This window comes from Arenimonas sp., assembly GCF_035721105.1.
GTDB lineage: Bacteria > Pseudomonadota > Gammaproteobacteria > Xanthomonadales > Xanthomonadaceae > Arenimonas.
The window spans coordinates 1-16,702 of the sequence record NZ_DASTNG010000038.1 but is presented as its reverse complement, the minus strand read 5'-3'; the positions used below and the strand labels follow the sequence as shown (position 1 = coordinate 16,702).

At 72.1% G+C, this 16,702-nt stretch carries 17 protein-coding genes; 4 read left to right on the top strand and 13 right to left on the bottom strand.

What is annotated here, in order from left to right; all coding sequences use genetic code 11:
• Positions 1-299 precede the first annotated feature (299 nt).
• Positions 300-518 carry an RNA-binding S4 domain-containing protein gene (locus VFQ84_RS04890; protein WP_325129791.1) on the top strand — a complete coding sequence of 73 codons (219 nt, stop codon included), beginning with the start codon at positions 300-302 and terminating at the stop codon, positions 516-518.
• 30 nt (positions 519-548) lie between these two features.
• On the opposite strand, the gene VFQ84_RS04885 is transcribed toward VFQ84_RS04890, so the two are convergent.
• The 7 genes from VFQ84_RS04885 to VFQ84_RS04855 form a co-directional block, all read right to left on the bottom strand.
• Complete coding sequence (locus VFQ84_RS04885) at positions 549-1,295, bottom strand: energy transducer TonB (RefSeq protein WP_325129789.1); 747 nt, start codon at positions 1,293-1,295, stop codon at positions 549-551.
• 16 nt (positions 1,296-1,311) lie between these two features.
• The gene (locus tag VFQ84_RS04880) at positions 1,312-1,689 is read right to left on the bottom strand and encodes a VOC family protein (protein ID WP_325129787.1); all 378 of its coding nucleotides are present in this window, start codon (positions 1,687-1,689) and stop codon (positions 1,312-1,314) included.
• Positions 1,690-1,705: 16 nt separating this feature from the next.
• Positions 1,706-3,376, bottom strand: coding sequence for a urocanate hydratase (gene hutU / locus VFQ84_RS04875; RefSeq protein WP_325129785.1), 1,671 nt, complete (start codon positions 3,374-3,376; stop codon positions 1,706-1,708).
• A gap of 61 nt (positions 3,377-3,437) precedes the next feature.
• Entirely contained in the window at positions 3,438-3,809 is a 372-nt protein-coding gene (locus tag VFQ84_RS04870) for a hypothetical protein (RefSeq protein WP_325129783.1), read from the bottom strand.
• Between the two features lie 99 nt (positions 3,810-3,908).
• The gene (modB, locus tag VFQ84_RS04865) at positions 3,909-4,598 is read right to left on the bottom strand and encodes a molybdate ABC transporter permease subunit (protein WP_325129781.1); all 690 of its coding nucleotides are present in this window, start codon (positions 4,596-4,598) and stop codon (positions 3,909-3,911) included.
• Positions 4,599-5,381: a molybdate ABC transporter substrate-binding protein gene (gene modA, locus VFQ84_RS04860; RefSeq protein ID WP_414637000.1), complete on the bottom strand. Its 783-nt coding sequence runs from the start codon at positions 5,379-5,381 to the stop codon at positions 4,599-4,601.
• Positions 5,381-6,640, bottom strand: a complete 1,260-nt coding sequence (locus VFQ84_RS04855; RefSeq protein WP_325129777.1) for a formimidoylglutamate deiminase — start codon at positions 6,638-6,640, stop codon at positions 5,381-5,383. The genes modA and VFQ84_RS04855 overlap by 1 nt, the downstream gene beginning before the upstream one ends.
• Before the next feature lie 48 nt (positions 6,641-6,688).
• Here VFQ84_RS04855 and VFQ84_RS04850 point away from each other — a divergent pair, with 48 nt between their 5' ends.
• Together VFQ84_RS04850 and hutI are read left to right on the top strand one after the other, a co-directional pair.
• A complete protein-coding gene (locus VFQ84_RS04850; protein WP_325129775.1) occupies positions 6,689-7,849 on the top strand; it encodes a CoA transferase in 1,161 nt (386 codons plus the stop codon).
• Entirely contained in the window at positions 7,846-9,084 is a 1,239-nt protein-coding gene (hutI, locus tag VFQ84_RS04845) for an imidazolonepropionase (RefSeq protein WP_325129774.1), read from the top strand. The genes VFQ84_RS04850 and hutI overlap by 4 nt, the downstream gene beginning before the upstream one ends.
• Positions 9,085-9,090: 6 nt before the next feature.
• Here hutI and VFQ84_RS04840 read toward each other — a convergent pair whose 3' ends face one another.
• The 3 genes from VFQ84_RS04840 to VFQ84_RS04830 form a co-directional block, all read right to left on the bottom strand.
• A complete protein-coding gene (locus VFQ84_RS04840; protein ID WP_325129772.1) occupies positions 9,091-10,233 on the bottom strand; it encodes a hypothetical protein in 1,143 nt (380 codons plus the stop codon).
• A 113-nt stretch (positions 10,234-10,346) separates the two neighbouring features.
• A complete protein-coding gene (locus VFQ84_RS04835; protein ID WP_325129770.1) occupies positions 10,347-10,544 on the bottom strand; it encodes a 30S ribosomal protein THX in 198 nt (65 codons plus the stop codon).
• An 82-nt stretch (positions 10,545-10,626) separates the two neighbouring features.
• Positions 10,627-11,037 carry a MerC domain-containing protein gene (locus VFQ84_RS04830; RefSeq protein WP_325129768.1) on the bottom strand — a complete coding sequence of 137 codons (411 nt, stop codon included), beginning with the start codon at positions 11,035-11,037 and terminating at the stop codon, positions 10,627-10,629.
• 74 nt (positions 11,038-11,111) lie between these two features.
• On the opposite strand from VFQ84_RS04830, the gene VFQ84_RS04825 reads away from it, so the two are divergent.
• Entirely contained in the window at positions 11,112-13,193 is a 2,082-nt protein-coding gene (locus VFQ84_RS04825) for a TonB-dependent receptor (RefSeq protein WP_325129766.1), read from the top strand.
• 18 nt (positions 13,194-13,211) lie between these two features.
• On the opposite strand, the gene VFQ84_RS04820 is transcribed toward VFQ84_RS04825, so the two are convergent.
• From VFQ84_RS04820 to gltX, 3 genes are all read right to left on the bottom strand, one after another.
• Positions 13,212-14,498 (bottom strand): succinylglutamate desuccinylase/aspartoacylase family protein, encoded by a 1,287-nt coding sequence (locus VFQ84_RS04820; protein ID WP_325129764.1) that lies wholly within the window; start codon positions 14,496-14,498, stop codon positions 13,212-13,214.
• The gene (locus VFQ84_RS04815) at positions 14,474-14,962 is read right to left on the bottom strand and encodes a transcriptional repressor (protein WP_325129762.1); all 489 of its coding nucleotides are present in this window, start codon (positions 14,960-14,962) and stop codon (positions 14,474-14,476) included. Before VFQ84_RS04815 ends, VFQ84_RS04820 begins: the two co-directional genes overlap by 25 nt.
• A 64-nt stretch (positions 14,963-15,026) precedes the next feature.
• Complete coding sequence (gene gltX, locus VFQ84_RS04810) at positions 15,027-16,427, bottom strand: glutamate--tRNA ligase (protein ID WP_325129760.1); 1,401 nt, start codon at positions 16,425-16,427, stop codon at positions 15,027-15,029.
• Between the last annotated feature and the right edge of the window lie 275 nt (positions 16,428-16,702).

Sequence of the window (16,702 nt, the reverse complement as noted above, 5' to 3'; positions counted from 1 at the left end):
CCTCCGGGGCGACGTCGCACGCTGCACTAGTCCTTCTGAAGTGAAGGGCAGGAAGCCCGTAACGGCCGACGTTTGCTGCCAGGGATGGCGCTAGCAAGACGGCGGGCAGAAGGACTAGTGCAGCGGGCGGCGGCGCTGCCGGGAGGTCCCGGCGTACGGCCGTTCGTGCGCCCGGCGCACGCGCTCGAAGGGAGCGGCGGCGCTGCCGCGAGTCCATCGCGTGACGGGCTGCGCACGGCGGGGTCGCGGCGGGGATGGGGGTGGCGCACAATGGCGGGACACCGGGAGCCTGGGTTGCCATGCCGCGCATTGATTTTGAACTGGATCGCGAGTTCGTTGAACTCAACCAACTGCTGAAACTGACCGGCGTCTGCGACAGCGGCGGCATGGGCAAGCAGATCGTCGCCACCGGCGAAGTGACCGTGGACGACGTCCAGGAACTGCGCAAGACCGCCAAGATCCGCGCCGGCCAGGTGGTGCGCCTGGACGACATCGAGATCCATGTCCTGCCGGCCTGACCGGCCTGGCCCGGCCGGGTCGGTCGGCCGCTAGCGCCGCCGCGGGCGGGCCGAGGGCAGGCCCTTGAACGCCAGCTCGCGCAGTTCGTCGCAGTTGGCCGGGGTGTCCTCGCAATGCAGGGCGACCCGGACCACGGGCTCGCCCGCCTCCTCGGCCAGGCGATAGCGCACCACCGCCACCTGCGTGGACTGCCCCCGCTTGACGATGGCCCCGTTGCTTCGGACCCGGGGCGTGCTCGCGAACCAGGTCAGCCAGTAAATGTCGTCGTCCGTGGCATGTCGCTCGAAGCGCGGGTAAAGCGTCAGCCCGTCATCGCGCCGGCGCGAGGCGAACGGCGCCTGGTACACCGGATCGGCACGCACCAGCCTGGCGGCATGGAAGGCTTCGATGGAATCGAAGCCCAGGGGCTGCTGGTCGGCGAGATAGTCCGGCCGGCGATGCGACTTCGCCCATTCGGCCTTGATCGGATCGATCCGGCGCACGCCGCCGAAGGTTACCGGCAGCCGGACCCATTCGCCTTCGATCGACGCGCGCTGTGCCGGGCTCAACACCCAGGTGCGCACCGCCGCCAGCGCCGCCTCGTCGAGCTCGGACTGGCCGCTGGCGGTGGCCACCGAGGCCTCGACGATACGACCGCAGTCATCGAACCGCGCCAGCACCTTGGTGGTGCCGGGCTTCCCGCGGCGCATGAGCTCCATCGAATAGCGCGGCAGCGGCATGGCCGGTGGCGGGCAGGTCTCGGGCGTGGGGGCCGCCGCGAGGGCCAGCCACAGCATCAGCGACGACACCGACTCAGGCCCCCGTGAAGCAGAAGAAGTTGAGCTTGTTGCCGTCGAGGTCGCGGAAGTAGCCGCAGTAGAAGCCGCCCCCGCGCAGGCCCGGGGCGCCCTCGTCGGTGCCGCCCAGCGACAGCGCCAGCGCGTGCAGGCGGTCGACCTCGGCCGGGTTGGCCGCGTCCAGCGCGACCATCACGCCATTGCCTACCGTCGCCGGCTGGCCGTCGAAGGGCTTGGTGACACTCAGGCCGGCGGCCTGGGGATCGGTGACCCAGGCGACGAAGACGTCTTCGTGCTCCATGAAGCGCTTGCCGCCCATGGCGCCGAACAGCGCATCGTAGAACGCGACCGCGCGGGGAAGATCGTTGGTGCCGAGGGTGACGTAGCCGATCATCGGGATTCTCCGGGGGTTACAGCATGGGGAGCTTCAGGCCCTGCTCGCGGGCGCAGGCCTTGGCGATTTCGTAGCCCGCGTCGGCGTGGCGCATCACGCCGGTGCCGGGGTCGTTCCACAGTACACGGGCCAGGCGGCGGTCGGCGGCCTCGCTGCCGTCGGCCACGATCACCACGCCGCTGTGCTGGCTGTAGCCCATGCCGACGCCGCCGCCATGGTGCAGCGACACCCAGGTGGCGCCGCCGGCGACGTTGAGCATGGCGTTGAGCAACGGCCAGTCGGACACGGCGTCGCTGCCGTCCAGCATCGCCTCGGTTTCGCGGTTGGGGCTGGCGACCGAGCCGGAGTCGAGATGGTCGCGACCGATCACGATCGGCGCGCTCAGTTCACCCGTGCGCACCATTTCATTGAACGCGAGCGCCAGGCGGTGGCGATCGCCCAGGCCGACCCAGCAGATGCGCGCCGGCAGGCCCTGGAAGTCGATGCGCTCGCGCGCCATGTCCAGCCAGCGGTGCAGGTGCGGATTGTCCGGGATCAGTTCCTTGACCTTCGCGTCGGTCTTGTAGATGTCCTCGGGGTCGCCGCTGAGCGCGACCCAGCGGAACGGCCCGATGCCGCGGCAGAACAGCGGCCGCACGTAGGCCGGCACGAAGCCCGGGAAATCGAAGGCGTCGGCGCAGCCCACGTCCTTGGCCATCTGGCGGATGTTGTTGCCGTAGTCGAAGGTGGGGATGCCCATGTCCTCGAAGTTCAGCATCGCCTCGACGTGGGTGCGCATCGAGTGCTTGGCGGCGTCGACCACCCGCTGCGGATTGTTCTTCTGCTCGCTGGACCATTCCTCCAGCGTCCAGCCGGCCGGCAGGTAGCCGTGCAGCGGATCGTGGGCGCTGGTCTGGTCGGTCACGGCATCCGGACGCACGCCGCGGCGCACGAGTTCGGGCAGGATCTCGGCGGCGTTGCCCAGCAGCGCGATCGACCTGGCTTCGCCCGCCGCGCAGTACTTTTCGATGCGCGCCAGGGCGTCGTCGAGGTCGCTGGCCTGCTCGTCCACGTAGCGGGTGCGCAGGCGCATGTCGATGCGGCTCTGCTGGCATTCGATGTTGAGCGAACAGGCGCCGGCCAGCGAGGCCGCCAGCGGCTGGGCGCCGCCCATGCCGCCCAGGCCCGCGGTCAGGATCCAGCGGCCGGTGAGGTCGCCGCCGTAATGCTGGCGACCCATCTCGACGAAGGTTTCGTAGGTGCCCTGGACGATGCCCTGCGAGCCGATGTAGATCCAGCTGCCGGCCGTCATCTGGCCGTACATCATCAGGCCCTTGGCATCGAGTTCGTTGAAGTGCTCCCACGTGGCCCAGTGCGGCACCAGGTTGGAGTTGGCGATCAGCACCCGCGGCGCGTCGGCGTGGCTGGGGAAGACGCCGACCGGCTTGCCGCTCTGCACCAGCAGGGTTTCGTCGTCGCCCAGCGTGCGCAGGGTCTCGAGGAGCTTGTCGTAGCAGGCCCAGTCGCGGGCCGCGCGGCCGATGCCGCCGTAGACCACCAGCTCGGCCGGGTTCTCGGCCACCTCGGGATCGAGGTTGTTCTGCAGCATCCGGTAGGCCGCTTCGGTGAGCCAGCTGCGGCAGGTGAGCTGGCTGCCGCGCGGTGCGCGGACCAGGCGGGAAGCATCGTGGCGCGGGGACGTAGGCATCGGCGGCTCCGGGAAGGCAGGCGCCGATTATAGGTTCCGGGGGCGCGACGCGCCCGCGGGCTCAGCCGCCGACGCGCGGGCTCAGCAGGCGAAGCGCTTCGGCGGGGTTGCTGGCGCCGGTGCGGCGCAGTTCCTCGCCGGTATAGGACTCGCCGGGCTGGCCGTTGCAGCCGTCGCGATCACGGCGCTTGATGCGCGTGCCGGTGTCGCGGATGCAGTTGCGGGCGTCGGCCTTGGCGGCCAGGGCGTCGGCCTCCGGGGCGGCCGGGTCGGCCGGTGTCGCGGCGTCGACGGATGGCGCGGCGTCGGCCGGCGGGGCGGCTTCGGCGACCGGCGCCGGCGATGCGGCGTCGGCGGACGGCGCCGGGGCGGCCTGGGCCGAAACGGCGAAGGCGGACAAGGCGAGGAGCAGGCTCAGGACGGTGCGCTTCATGGCGGACTCCGGTGGGACGACTGGGGACAGCCTACGCCTGCCGGGCCCGGGAAGCTGGCTGGCAGCTGACCGCGGGGGCAGGCGCGCGCCGGCGCGACGCTATTCGCTGGCCCGCCGATAGGCCGAGCGCCGGGCCATCCATTCCGACACCAGCAGGGCGCCGATGGCCAGGATGACCGAGACGATCGCCAGCCGGGCGATGCCGGACTCGCCGCCCGGCACCTGCAGCAGGGTGTGCATGGCCAGCGACAGGGTCTGGGTCTCGCCCGGGATGTTGGAGACGAAGGTGATGGTGGCGCCGAACTCGCCGAGCGCCTTGGCGAAGGCCAGCGTCATGCCGGCCAGCACGCCGGGCCCGCTCAGCGGCAGGATGACCTGCCAGAACCGGGCCCAGGGTCGCGCCCCGAGGCTGGACGCCATTTCATCCACCTCGCGCGGAATCGCCTCGATCGACAGCCGGATGGCGCGCACGAACAGCGGGAACGCCATTACCGCCGCCGCCAGCACGGCGCCGGTCCAGCGGAACGCCAGGCTGACGCCGAACCACGCCTCCAGCCACTGCCCGATCGCGCCCTGCCGCCCGAACAGCAGCAGCAGCACGTAGCCGGTCAGCACCGGCGGCAGCAGCAGCGGCAGGTGCACCACGGCGTCGAACAGCACCTTGCCCCGGAACTCCGCCCGCGCCAGCACGTAGGCCGCCGCCACCGCGAACGGCAGCACGCAAAGCACCGCCAGCGCCGCCACGCGCAGGCTGAGCAGGACGATCCCGGTTTCCGCCGGCGTCAGCACTCAGGGCCGCGAAAACCCGGCGCGCGTGAACAGCTCGCGCGCGGTCTCGCCCGTCAGGAAATCCAGGAACGCCGCGCCCGCCTCGCGCCCGCTGACGCGCGCGACCGGATAGACGATCGGCGCATGGTCGGCGGCCGCGAAGGTGGCGACGACCTTCACCCGCGGCTCGGCCTGCGCATCGGTGGCATAGACGATGCCCAGCGGCGCCTCGCCCCGCGCCACGAAGGCCAGGGCGGCGCGCACGTTGTCGCCTTCCGCCAGGCGCCCCGACACGGCGGGCCAGAGGCCGCGCGCCCCCAGCGCCTGGCGCGCGTAGCGGCCGGCCGGCACGCTGGTGGTTTCCGCCACCGCCAGGCGGCCGTCCGCGCCCAGGGCCGCGGCCAGCGCCGCGGGCGACGCCAGCGCGGCCGCATCGACGTCCGACGAGGCCGGTGCCACCAGCACCAGCCGGTTGCGCAGCAGGTCGACGCGGGAGCCGGCCGCGAGCTGGCCGCGTTGCTCCAGGTAATCCATCCACTCGCCGTCGGCGGAGATGAAGAGGTCGGCCGGGGCCCCCTGCTCGATCTGGCGGGCCAGGGCCGAGCTGGCGGCGTAGGAGACGCGCACCGGCTGGCCGCTGGCGGCAGTCCAGGCGGCGGCGGCCTGGTCCAGGCTTTCCTTCAGGCTGGCGGCCGCGAACACGGTGACCGGCGGACCCGCGGGCACCGTCGCGTCCGCCGCTGCGGCCGGCAGCGGCCACAGCGCAGCCAACCCAAGCCAGAGCGCGAACGCGGCCTTCGCCATCAGCTGGCCAGCCACGTCCGCAGGACCCGGGCGTAGCGGGCGGCGATGGGCCCGGCGTCGACATGCCGGCCCTCGGCGACCACCCGGCGGCCGGCCACGTGGGTCTCGCGCACCAGGCCGCGGTTGCCGGCGAACACGACGCGATCGAGCAGGTCGTCGGCGCGGGCCGCGGCCAGGACCGGCGCGTCGCCGTCGAGCAGCAGCCAGTCCTGCGCGGCGTCCGCCAGGCCGCAGGCGCGCAGGCCGCCGGCCAGCGCCTGCGTGTAGAGCAGCGTGCCGGTGCTGGGCTGGTCGGGACCGACGGCGATGTTGCGGCGCCGGGTCACCAGGCGCTGGCCGTACTCCAGCCAGCGCAGCTCCTCGACCGGCGACACCGAGACGTGCGAATCCGAGCCGATGCCCCAGTGCCCGCCCGCCTGCAGGTAGTCGCGCAGCGGGAACAGGCCGTCGCCCAGGTTGGCCTCGGTGGTCGGACAGATCGCCACGGTCGCGCCGCTGCGGGCGATGCCCTGCACTTCCCCGGGCTCGAGGTGGGTGGCGTGCACCAGGGTCCAGCGGGCATCGACGGGCGCGTTCGCCAGCAGCCATTCCACCGGGCGGGCGCCGCGCAGGGCCAGGCAGTCCTGCACCTCGCCCACCTGCTCGGCGATGTGGAGGTGGATCGGCATCGACGCGTCGCCGATCGCCTCGAGCACCGCCGCCAGCGCCGGTGCCGGCACGGCCCGCAGGCTGTGGAAGGCAACGCCGACCTGCAGCATTGGCGAGGCCAGCGCACGCAGCGACTGCAGCAGCGCCAGGTAGGCCTCGAGCGAATGCCCGAAGCGGCGCTGGCGTTCGCCCAGCGGGCGGCCGTCGAAGCCGCCGCTCATGTACAGCACCGGCAGCAGCGTCAGCCGGATGCCGGTGTCCTGGGCGGCGGCGATGAGCGCGCGCGACATCGCCGCCGGATCGGCATAGGGCTGGCCGTCGGGTGCGTGGTGCAGGTAATGGAACTCGCAGACGCTGGTGTAGCCCGCCTCCAGCATCTCGGCGTAGAGCTGGGTGGCGATCGCGTACTGCGAGTCCGGATCCACCCGGCCGGCGAAGCGGTACATCAGCTCGCGCCAGGTCCAGAAGCTGTCGTTGGGATCGCTCAGGCGCTCGGCCAGGCCGGCCATGGCGCGCTGGAAGGCGTGCGAGTGCAGGTTGGGCAGGCCCGGCAGGCGCCAGTGGCCGTCGGGCCCGGCGGCGGTCGGGAAGCGGGAGGCGGCGGCAGGCATGGCCGCGAGTTTCGCATGCGGCCGCGCGGGGCGCATACAATCCGGGCCATGAATGCCCTGACCGGAATCCGGGTGCTGGAGCTGTCGCGGGTGCTCGCCGGACCCTGGTGCGGCATGATGCTGGCCGACCTCGGCGCCGACGTGATCAAGCTCGAGTCCTTCGACGGTGACGACACCCGCGGCCTCGGCCCGCCTTTCCTCGACGGCATGTCGGCCTACTTCGCCTGCTGCAACCGCAACAAGCGCTCGCTGGCGATCGACCTGCGGGCGCCGACGGCGCGACCGCTGCTCGAAGCGCTGGTGCGCGAAGCCGACGTGCTGGTCGAGAACTACCGCACCGGCGGCGCCGAGTCGCTGGGCGTGGGCTACGCCGCGCTGGCGGCGATCAATCCGCGGCTGGTGTACTGCTCGATCTCCGGCTACGGCCGCAGTGGCCCCGGCGCCCAGCTGCCCGGCTACGACTACGTGGTGCAGGCCGAGGCCGGCATGATGGCCATCACCGGCCCGGCCGACGGCAGCGCATGCAAGGCTGGCGTGGCGGTCGCCGACCTGGCCACCGGCCAGAACGCCGCCACCGCCATCCTCGCCGCCCTGCTGCAGCGCCATCGCACCGGCCGCGGCCAGCGCATCGAGGTCTCGCTGTTCGACAGCCAGTTGGCCATGCTCGCCAACGTCGGCAGCAACGCGCTGTTCACCGGCAGCGACGTGCCTCGCCACGGCAACGCCCACGCCAGCATCGTGCCCTACCAGGCCTTCCCGGCCCGCGACCGCGAGTTCGTGCTGGCGGTGGCCAGCGAGAAGCTGTGGATCCAGGCCTGCCGCGCGCTGGGCCGCGAGGACTGGCTGCGCGACCCGCGCTATCGCAACAACGCCGCCCGCGTCGAGCATCGCGAGGCACTGTGCGGCGCGCTGGCCGCGCTGTTCGCGACCGAGCCGGCGGCGCACTGGCTGGAGCTGTTCAGCCAGGCCGGCGTGCCGGCGGCGCCGATCAACACCGTGCGACAGGCGCTGGACCACCCGGTCGCGACCGCCGGCGGCATGCGCGTCGCGATCGACGGCATCCCGATGGTCGGCAGCCCGCTGCGGCTGTCGGCCTCGCCGCCGCGACTGGAGCGGGCGCCGCCGCGGCTGGGCGAGCACAGCGACGAGATCGCCCGCGAGTTCGGCTTCGCGCCGGAACGGCTGCGCAGCGAGGGCGCCATCCGATGATCGGTCGCCTCGCCCCGCCCTGGGACAAGCTGCTGCTGGACGCGCGCCTGGTGACGCTGCGCGACGACCTGGGCGCCTGGGGCGTAATCGAGGACGGCGCGCTGGCCTGGAAGCATGGCCTGCTCACCTACGCCGGTCCGCAGGCGGACCTGCCGGGCGCACCGGCCGACCTGGCCGCCCGCGTCGAGTCGGCCGAGCACCGCTGGATCACGCCCGGCCTGGTCGACTGCCACACCCACCTGGTGTTCGCCGGCGACCGCGCACCCGAGTTCGAGCGTCGCCTGCAGGGCGCCAGCTACGAACAGATCGCGCGCGAGGGCGGCGGCATCGTCTCGACCGTGCGCGCGACCCGCGCGGCATCGCACGACGCGCTGCTCGCCAGCGCCCTGCCCCGCGCCCGCGCGCTGCGCGCCGACGGCGTCACCACGCTCGAAATCAAGTCAGGCTACGGCCTGGACCTCGACAGCGAGCGCAAGATGCTGCAGGTAGCGCGCGCCGTGGGCGAGGCGCTCGGGCTGGAGGTGCGCACGACCTGCCTCGCGGCGCATGCGCTGCCGCCGGAGTTCGAGGGCCGCGCCGACGACTACATCGATGCCGTCTGCGAGTGGCTGCCGAAGCTGCACGCGGAGGGCCTGGTGGATGCGGTGGACGCGTTCTGCGAAGGCATCGGTTTCAGCCCGGCGCAGACCGGGCGCGTGTTCGAGGCCGCGCGCGCGCTCGGCCTGCCGGTGAAGCTGCACGCCGACCAGCTCAGCGACCTCGGCGGCGCCGCACTGGTCGCCGGCTTCGGCGGCCTGTCCGCCGACCACATCGAATACACCGGCGACGACGCGGTGCGCGCGATGGCCGCCGCCGGCACCGTCGCGGTGCTGCTGCCCGGCGCCTTCCACGTCCTGCGCGAAACCCGGCTGCCGCCGATCGCCGCGCTGCGCGAACACGCGGTGCCGATGGCGGTGGCCACCGATCTCAATCCGGGCACCTCGCCGCTGCAGTCGCTGCGCCTGGCGATGAGCCTGGCCTGCACCCACTTCCGGCTCACCCCGGAAGAAGCGCTGCGCGGCGCGACGGTGAACGCCGCACTGGCGCTGGGCCTGCACGACCGTGGCCGCCTGCTGCCCGGCCAGCGCGCCGACTTCGTGCAGTGGCGGATCGCGCACCCGGCCGAGCTAGGCTACTGGCTGGGCGGCGACCTGGTGCACGCGGTGCACATCGCCGGCCGCCGCGTTCCCGACTGACCCCCGCTAGCCGCCCAACCCTGCCATCCGCTCCGATCGCTGCGGAATGGGCTGGTTCGGATCAACGGCGACGACGTCCGCCCCAAGCCGGCCCAGCGCCATCCGCAGACGGCCCGCGTCGCGTGGCTCGCAGACGATGTACACGCGCCAGCCAGACAAGCTTCCGGCCCCGAGCGTCGCGGCTTCCTCGACCAAGGCATCCGCAAGCGCTGCCCGCGCCGGCGAGGCGAACACCATGGTGGCAATGGGCGCACGCCATTGCGACGGGCGGGATTCCGGCCAGTGCCTGCGGGGCGGCCGGGTGTAGCCAAGCAACCCGCGGATCGAACGCACGTCGCCCATGTAGTCCTGGTCGGGTGGCAGGCGGACCAACAGCCTCTCGAACCGCCCCGGGGGCCAGGCCGGCGCCATCCGCAGGAAGACCTCCCGCGAGTAGTCCCGCCAGGCACGGCGACTGTCGATCGCAGGCGCCCGCAGTGGCCCCTCGAAAGCTGCGCGCTGTTGCTGCTGCCGGGCAAGAACCCGGGCCGAGGTCGCGAGGGCAAGGGTCCAATCCGCATCGCGAATGATCCGCGCTTTGCCGGAGGCGAGCGTCACGCGGACGTGGAAGTAACGATCGGGGCGGGACAGCCTGGTTGAACCTGGCACGGCGACCGCCAACATCAGGTCCTTCCCGTTGGCGTCGAAACGGTGCTCGCCGCCCCACCAGATCGAACTGCTGGACCGCGGCAGGGCTTCGATGATGGACGCGGGCAACATGTCGCCGAGCCCAAGTGACGCGATCACATTGCCCCGCACGTCGTAGATCACCACGACGTCATCGCCGATGCCCCGGCTGTGCCAGTTGTCGAACGTGACCACGAACTCACCCTGGTCGGCCACCAGCGCCTCGACCGGCGCATCCCGGTTCACCAACGAAATCCGCCAGACGGTCCGCCACTGGCCATCGTTCGTTTGCCGCTCCAAGGTTCCGGATGGCCCCGACGCACCGGCGCCGAAGCCGCCTGGGACCACGATGAAGCGAAATCGCGCGTCGGCGGACGCGTACACCGCGGTTTCGGGCAAGGGCCAGGTGTCGGCCACGACCCGCCCCGAGCTGCACGCAAGCAACAGGAGCATCACCGCCAACAGGCGCTTGGAAGCGTTCATGGCCCGATGATGCCGGCGCGGTCGCGGCAATGCCATGCGCGGGATTCCCAGCCCCGGAAACAACGAAGCCCCGCGGAGGCGGGGCTTCGTGGATGACGCCGTGACGCGACGAATTACTTCGCGGCGGCGGCGGCCTTCTTGGCCGGGGCCTTCTTGGCCGGGGCCTTGGCGGCGGCCGGAGCCTTGGCCGGGGCCTTCACCGTGGCCGCGGTCTTGCCGGCGGTCGGCTTCTTGCTCGTCTGCGGTCGCGCATTGCCGTGGCTGCCGGTGAAACGCTTGCCCTTGGCGGTCTTCTTGTCGCCCCTACCCATGGTGATTCCTTGAAAGTGGTGTCCAGTGAGTCGCGTAGCCTATCACCGCGGGCCATTCCCACCAAGGTGGGGCCCGCAGGGGTCAGTGGGTGTGGCCGTAGGACAGGCGCAGGTTGACCAGGTGCGCCAGGGCGATCAGCACCCCGCCCACGGTCATGGCCGCCGCATGCGGCAGCACCGAGGCGTGCAGGGGCGGATACAGCAGCGAGAACCAGATCAGGGCCAGGCCGGGCGCGACCAGCAGCCAGGCGTGGTAGGCACGGTGGTTGCGATAGCCCAGCACCAGGCTGGTGACGGCCAGCACGGTGGCCAGCACGCTGAAGCCGACCTCGGCGCCGTGCCAGGCCACCAGGCCCAGCCCCAGGGTCGGGATCAGGGCCAGCGCCAGCGGGATCAGGGCGCAGTGCAGCGCGCAGATGAAGGCGCCGATCGCCCCCAGGCGGTCGGCCCACGGCGGCAGCTGCACTTTGCGGCGTTTGACGATGGCGACCATGGCTTTCGGGGGGCTTGCGCTGAAGTTGTAACAATATAACATTGCGCCCCGACGCCCGCAACCCGAGTCCCCACATGCCCCGAACGCCCCGTTTCGCCCCGCTCACCGTCGCCATCGCCCTGGCCCTGTCGCTGTCCGCGCAGGCCGACGAGCGCGAGGACGCCCACTCCCACGACACGCCCCGGGTGCTGGACGCCGTCGAAGTGACGGCGTCGCCGCTGCGCAACGCCATCGACGACCTGACCCGCCCGGTCGAGGTCCTGCGCGGCGAGGCGCTGGACGCCCGCAAGGCCGGCACCCTCGGCGAAACCCTGGAGCGCCAGACCGGCGTGCAGTCCTCCTTCTTCGGCGCCGGCGTCGGCCGGCCGATCATCCGCGGCCAGGATGGCGCCCGCGTCCAGGTGCTCAGCGGCGGCACCGGGTCGCTCGACGTGTCCACGGTCAGTGTCGACCACGCCGTCACCATCGAGCCCTTCCTGGCCAACCAGATCGAGGTGCTCAAGGGCCCCGCCACCCTGCTGTACGGCAGCGGCGCCATCGGCGGCGCGGTGAACGTGGTGGACGGCCGCGTGCCGACCGACCGCGTCGGCCGCGACCTGTCCGGCCGCGCCGAACTGCGCCAGGGCAGCGCCGCCGACGACACCACCGCGATGTTCCGACTCGATGCCGATGCCGGTCCGTGGACCTTCCATGCCGACGGCTTCCGCCGCGAAGCCAACGACGTGCGCATCCCCGGCTTCGCCTACTCGCCCGCCCTGGTGGCCGAGGAGATCGACGAAGGCGCGTCGCCGGACGAACTCGCGCAGGGGCGCCTGCCCAACAGCGCGCTGACCACGCAGGGCGGCGCGATCGGCGCGAGCTGGTTCGGCGAGCGCAGCTGGCTGGGCGCCTCGGCCAGCACCTACCGCAGCAACTACGGCATCCCGCCGGGCGCGCATGCCCACGACGAGGACGGCGAGGACCACGATGGTGGGGAAGAGGACGCCGAGGAGGTGGTGCGCCTCGACCTGCGCCAGGATCGCTTCGACGTGCGCGGCGGCGTCCGCGACGTCGGTCCGCTCAAGGAGATCAACTATCGCGTCACCCGCAGCCGCTACGAGCACACCGAGTTCGAGGGCGGGGCGGTGGGCACCGTGTTCGAGAACACCGGCACCGAGGCGCGACTGGAGCTGGTGCCGCGGGAACTGGCCGGCTGGCGCGGCGCCTACGGCCTGCAGTACGGCCACCGCGACTTCGCGGCGATCGGCGACGAGGCCTTCGTGCCGGCGTCGATCAGCCGCGACCTCGGGCTGTTCGCGGTGCAGGAGCGCGACTTCGGCGACGTGAAGCTGGAGCTGGGCGCCCGCCATGACCGCATCCGCATCGACCCGACCGGCGCCCTGCCGACCGTCGACCAGAACGCCACCAGCCTGGCCGTCGGCGCCCTGTGGCGCTTCAGCGAGACCATGCACCTGAGTGCGAACCTCGATCGCGCCCAGCGCGCGCCGACCGCCGAGGAGCTGTTCTCCGACGGTCCGCACATCGCCACCCAGAGCTACGAACTGGGCGACGCCACGCTGGGCAAGGAAACCGCGCTCAGCGGCGAGCTCGGCCTGCACCTGCACACGGGTCGGTTCGAGGGCAAGGTGTCGGTCTACCGCACCGCCTTCGATGACTTCATCTACCTGGGCGATACCGGCGCCGAGCTCGACGAACTGCCGGTGCGCACCTGGGTGCAGGGCGATGCCACCTTCACCGGCTGGGAAGCCGAGGGCCTGGTCGACCTGGCCGAGAACGCCAGCGGCCTGTGGACGCTGCGCGTGTTCGCGGACGCCGTGGACGCGCGGCTGGACGCCGGCGGTCGCCTGCCGCGGATCGCGCCGGGTCGCGTCGGCACCGACCTGGCCTGGTCGCGCGGCAACTGGCGCGCCCGCGTCGGCGCGATCCGGGTCGCCGACCAGGACGACGTGGCGGCGCTGGAGTCGGCCACCGACGGCTACACCCTGTTCGACGCCGGGATCACCTACCACTGGGACGTCGGCGGCGCCGGCTGGGAGGCCTTCGTCGAAGGCCGCAACCTCGGCGACGAGGACGCGCGCGCGCACACGTCCTACCTCAAGGACGTCGCCCCGCTGGCGGGACGCAACATCGCGGTGGGCCTGCGCGTCGACTTCTGACGCGCGAAGCGGCGGGGACTACTCGTAGTCCTCGCCGTCCTCGACGTCCACGGCCTCGGGCCGGTCCTCGGGATCCTCGGCCACCGCCTCGGCCGGCGTCGGCCCGGGCGCTTCGGCCTCCTGCACCGCCTGCTGTTCGCTGGTCTCGGTGCCCAGGTGGAAGGCGGCGTAGCCCGGCAGCACGGCTTGGTTCTGGGACATGCCGATCACGCGGCCGGGCACCGGCGCCAGGATGTAGCGCTCGACGTTGCTGACCGGGTCGATCACCTTGCCCAGGCGCTGGCCGGCCAGCACGCGCTGGCCCAGCGACACGTCGCTGATCAGCAGGCCGCCAGAGTTGGCCCGCACCCAGCGCGAGTCCAGGAAGATCGGCGCCGGCTTCGGCGCCTCGAGGGTGACCATGGGCGTGTCGCCCGGCACCGGCTGGCCGGCGTTGGGATCCTCGCGCATGCCGCGGGTGATCATCAGGCGCTCGATGGCCGCGACCGCCTGCGCGATCTCGGACGGCTCGAGCCGGGTCGGCGCACCGGCCTCGAAGGTGACGGCGGGAATGCCGACGCGGGTGGCGGCCACCCGCAGCATGCCGCGGTTGCCCGGGCTGTGCAGCACCACGGTGGCGCCGAAGCCGCGCGTGAACTCGAGGACTTCGGGATTGGTCAGGTCGGCGCGCACCTGCGGCAGGTTGCTGCGGTCGAACGAGCCGGTATGGAAATCGACCAGCATGTCGCAGTGCTTGACGATGTCCTGGAAGAAGGCGTTCGCGATGCGCGAGGCGATCGAGCCGCTGCGGCTGCCCGGGAAGTGCCGGTTCAGGTCGCGGCGATCGGGCAGGTAGCGACTGCCGCGCGAATAGCCGAACACGTTGACGATCGGCACGCCGATCACCGTGCCCGACAGCCGGGTCGGATCGACGCCGTGGGACAGGCGCCGGACGACTTCCACGCCGTTGATCTCGTCGCCGTGGATGCCGGCCACCAGGCACAGCACCGGGCCGGCCTTGGCGCCGCGGGCGACGATGACCGGGCTGGGGATCTCGGCGTTGCTGATGCCGCCGCCGGGACGCCATTCCAGCTGCAGGCGCGTGCCCGGCACGACCAGTCGGTCGAGCAGGGCCAGCGGCGTCACCAGCTCGGGCGCGGGCAGCAGCAGCTCCGGCAGGGCGATGCCGGCGGGCGGCACCGGGCCGGCGGCCGGGTCGGTGCCGGGCTTGTCGATCGGATAGTCCTGCGCGGCCGCGCCGGCCGCGGCCAGGGCCAGGGCGGTCGCCAGCAGGGGGCGGCTCAGGCCGCGGAGCAGCTGGCGCACAGGCCGTGTACCTCGAGGGTTTGCGCGCGCGGGGCGAAGCCCATGGCCCGCGCCTGGGAGTCGAGCAGGCCGGTGATGCGCTCATCCTCGAGCTCGATCGCCGTCTGGCAGCCGTCGCAGATCAGGAACGGCACCGAATGCCGCTCGTGCGGATGGTGACAGCCGACGAAGGCGTTCATCGAGGCCAGGCGGTGGATGAAGCCCTGCTCGAGCAGGAAGTCGAGCGCGCGGTACACGGTGGGCGGCGCGCTCGAGCCGTTGATCGCTTTCATCGAATCCAGCAGGTCGTAGGCCTTCACGGGACGACCGGCCTCGGCGATCAAGCCCAGCACCTGCGCGCGCAGCGGCGTCAGGCGCAGGCCGCGCTCCTCGCAGGCCTGCTCGACGGCCTGCACGTAGCCGCCGGCATCGTGGACATGATGCTCGGGGCTGGTGCAGTCGTGGTCGTGGGCGTGCTTGGCCATGCGGCTAGGGTGGCCCCTGCCCGGCGCGAAATCAATTCGCGGCGGGTGAAGGCGGGGCTGCGGTTCAGGCGGGGATGCGCGCCAGCGCGGCGTCGATGCGCGCCAGCGCCTCGGCCTGCCCGGCCAGGAACACGGTGTGGTCGATCGACGGGCTGACCTGGGTGCCGGTGATGGCGACGCGCAGCGGCTGGGCGATCTTGCCCAGGCCGATGCCCAGCGCCTCCGAAGTCGCCTGCAGCACGCCGTGCACCGCCTCGGGCGACCACGCGGCCAGCGCCGCCAGGCCTTCACGGACCGCCGCCAGCGGCGCGCGGGCCGCGGCGACCAGGTGCTTGGCCACGGCCGCCTCGTCGTACTGCGTGAGCGGGCAGTACCAGACGTGGGCGCGTTCGGCCATTTCCTTCAGCGTCTGCACGCGGTCGCGCAGCGCCACCACCACGTCGGCGGGATCCGGGCCCTTGGCCAGGTCGTAGCCGTGCGCGACCAGCTGCGGCGCGAAATGCTTCGCGAGGTCGGCCGGCGCGTCGGTCTTGAGGTAGTGCTGGTTGAGCCAGCCCAGCTTGGCCGGGTCCAGGCGCGAGGCCTTCTGGTTCACGTCCTCGATGGCGAACAGCTGCTGCAGTTCGTCGCGGCTGAAGATCTCCTGGTCGCCGTGCGACCAGCCCAGGCGCGCGAGGTAGTTCACCAGCGCATGCGGCAGGTAGCCCTCCTCCTTGTACGACATCACGTTGGCCGCGCCCGAGCGCTTGGACAGCTTGGCGCCCTCCGGGTCGAGGATCATCGGCATGTGCGCGAAATGCGGCACCGGCGCGCCCAGGGCTTTGTAGATGTTGATCTGGCGCGGCGTGTTGTTGACGTGGTCGTCGCCGCGGATGACGTCGGTGATGCCCATGTCCAGGTCATCGACCACCACCGCGAAGTTGTAGGTCGGGTAGCCGTCGGGCCGGAAGATCACCAGGTCGTCGAGCTCGTCGTTGCTCCACTCGATGCGGCCCTTGATCTTGTCCTCGAACACCACCGTGCCGCCGATCGGGTTCTTGAAGCGGATGACCCGGTTCGGATCGTCGCGGAAAGGCGCGTTGCGATCGCGGTAGTAGCCGTTGTAGCGCGGCTTCTCCTTCGCGGCCATGGCGGCGTCGCGGGCGGCGTCGAGCTCTTCGCGGGTTTCGTAGGCGTAGTAGGCGGTGCCGGCGGCGACCATCTGCTCGGCCACCTCGCGGTAGCGGTCCAGGCGCGCGGTCTGGAAGATCGGGCCCTCGTCGTACTCCAGGCCCAGCCAGTCCATGGCCTCCAGGATCGCGTCGATCGCGGCCTGGGTGCTGCGCTCACGGTCGGTGTCCTCGACCCGCAGGATGAACTGGCCGCCGCGGCGACGCGCCTCCAGGTAGCAATACAGCGCCGTGCGGGCGCCGCCGATGTGCAGGAAACCGGTCGGGCTGGGGGCGAAACGGGTGCGGCAGGTCATCGGGCCAGGCTCGGAGGCGGGAAGCCGCGCATTTTACCCCATTCCCCCCGACGTCCCCTGTAGGAGGGCCTTCAGGCCCGAAGCTCTTCGCCAGAAAGCTTCGGGCCTGAAGGCCCTCGTACAGGGGGCTGCGTTACCATGGGCGCGGACCCGAACACCGGACGTCGATGGCCCGCCACCTCCCCCACCTTGCCCTGCTGCTGATGGCCGCCCTGTGGCTGCCGCTGCCCTCCCTGGCCACGCCCGCCACAGCCCTGCCCGCCGCGCCGGCGCCG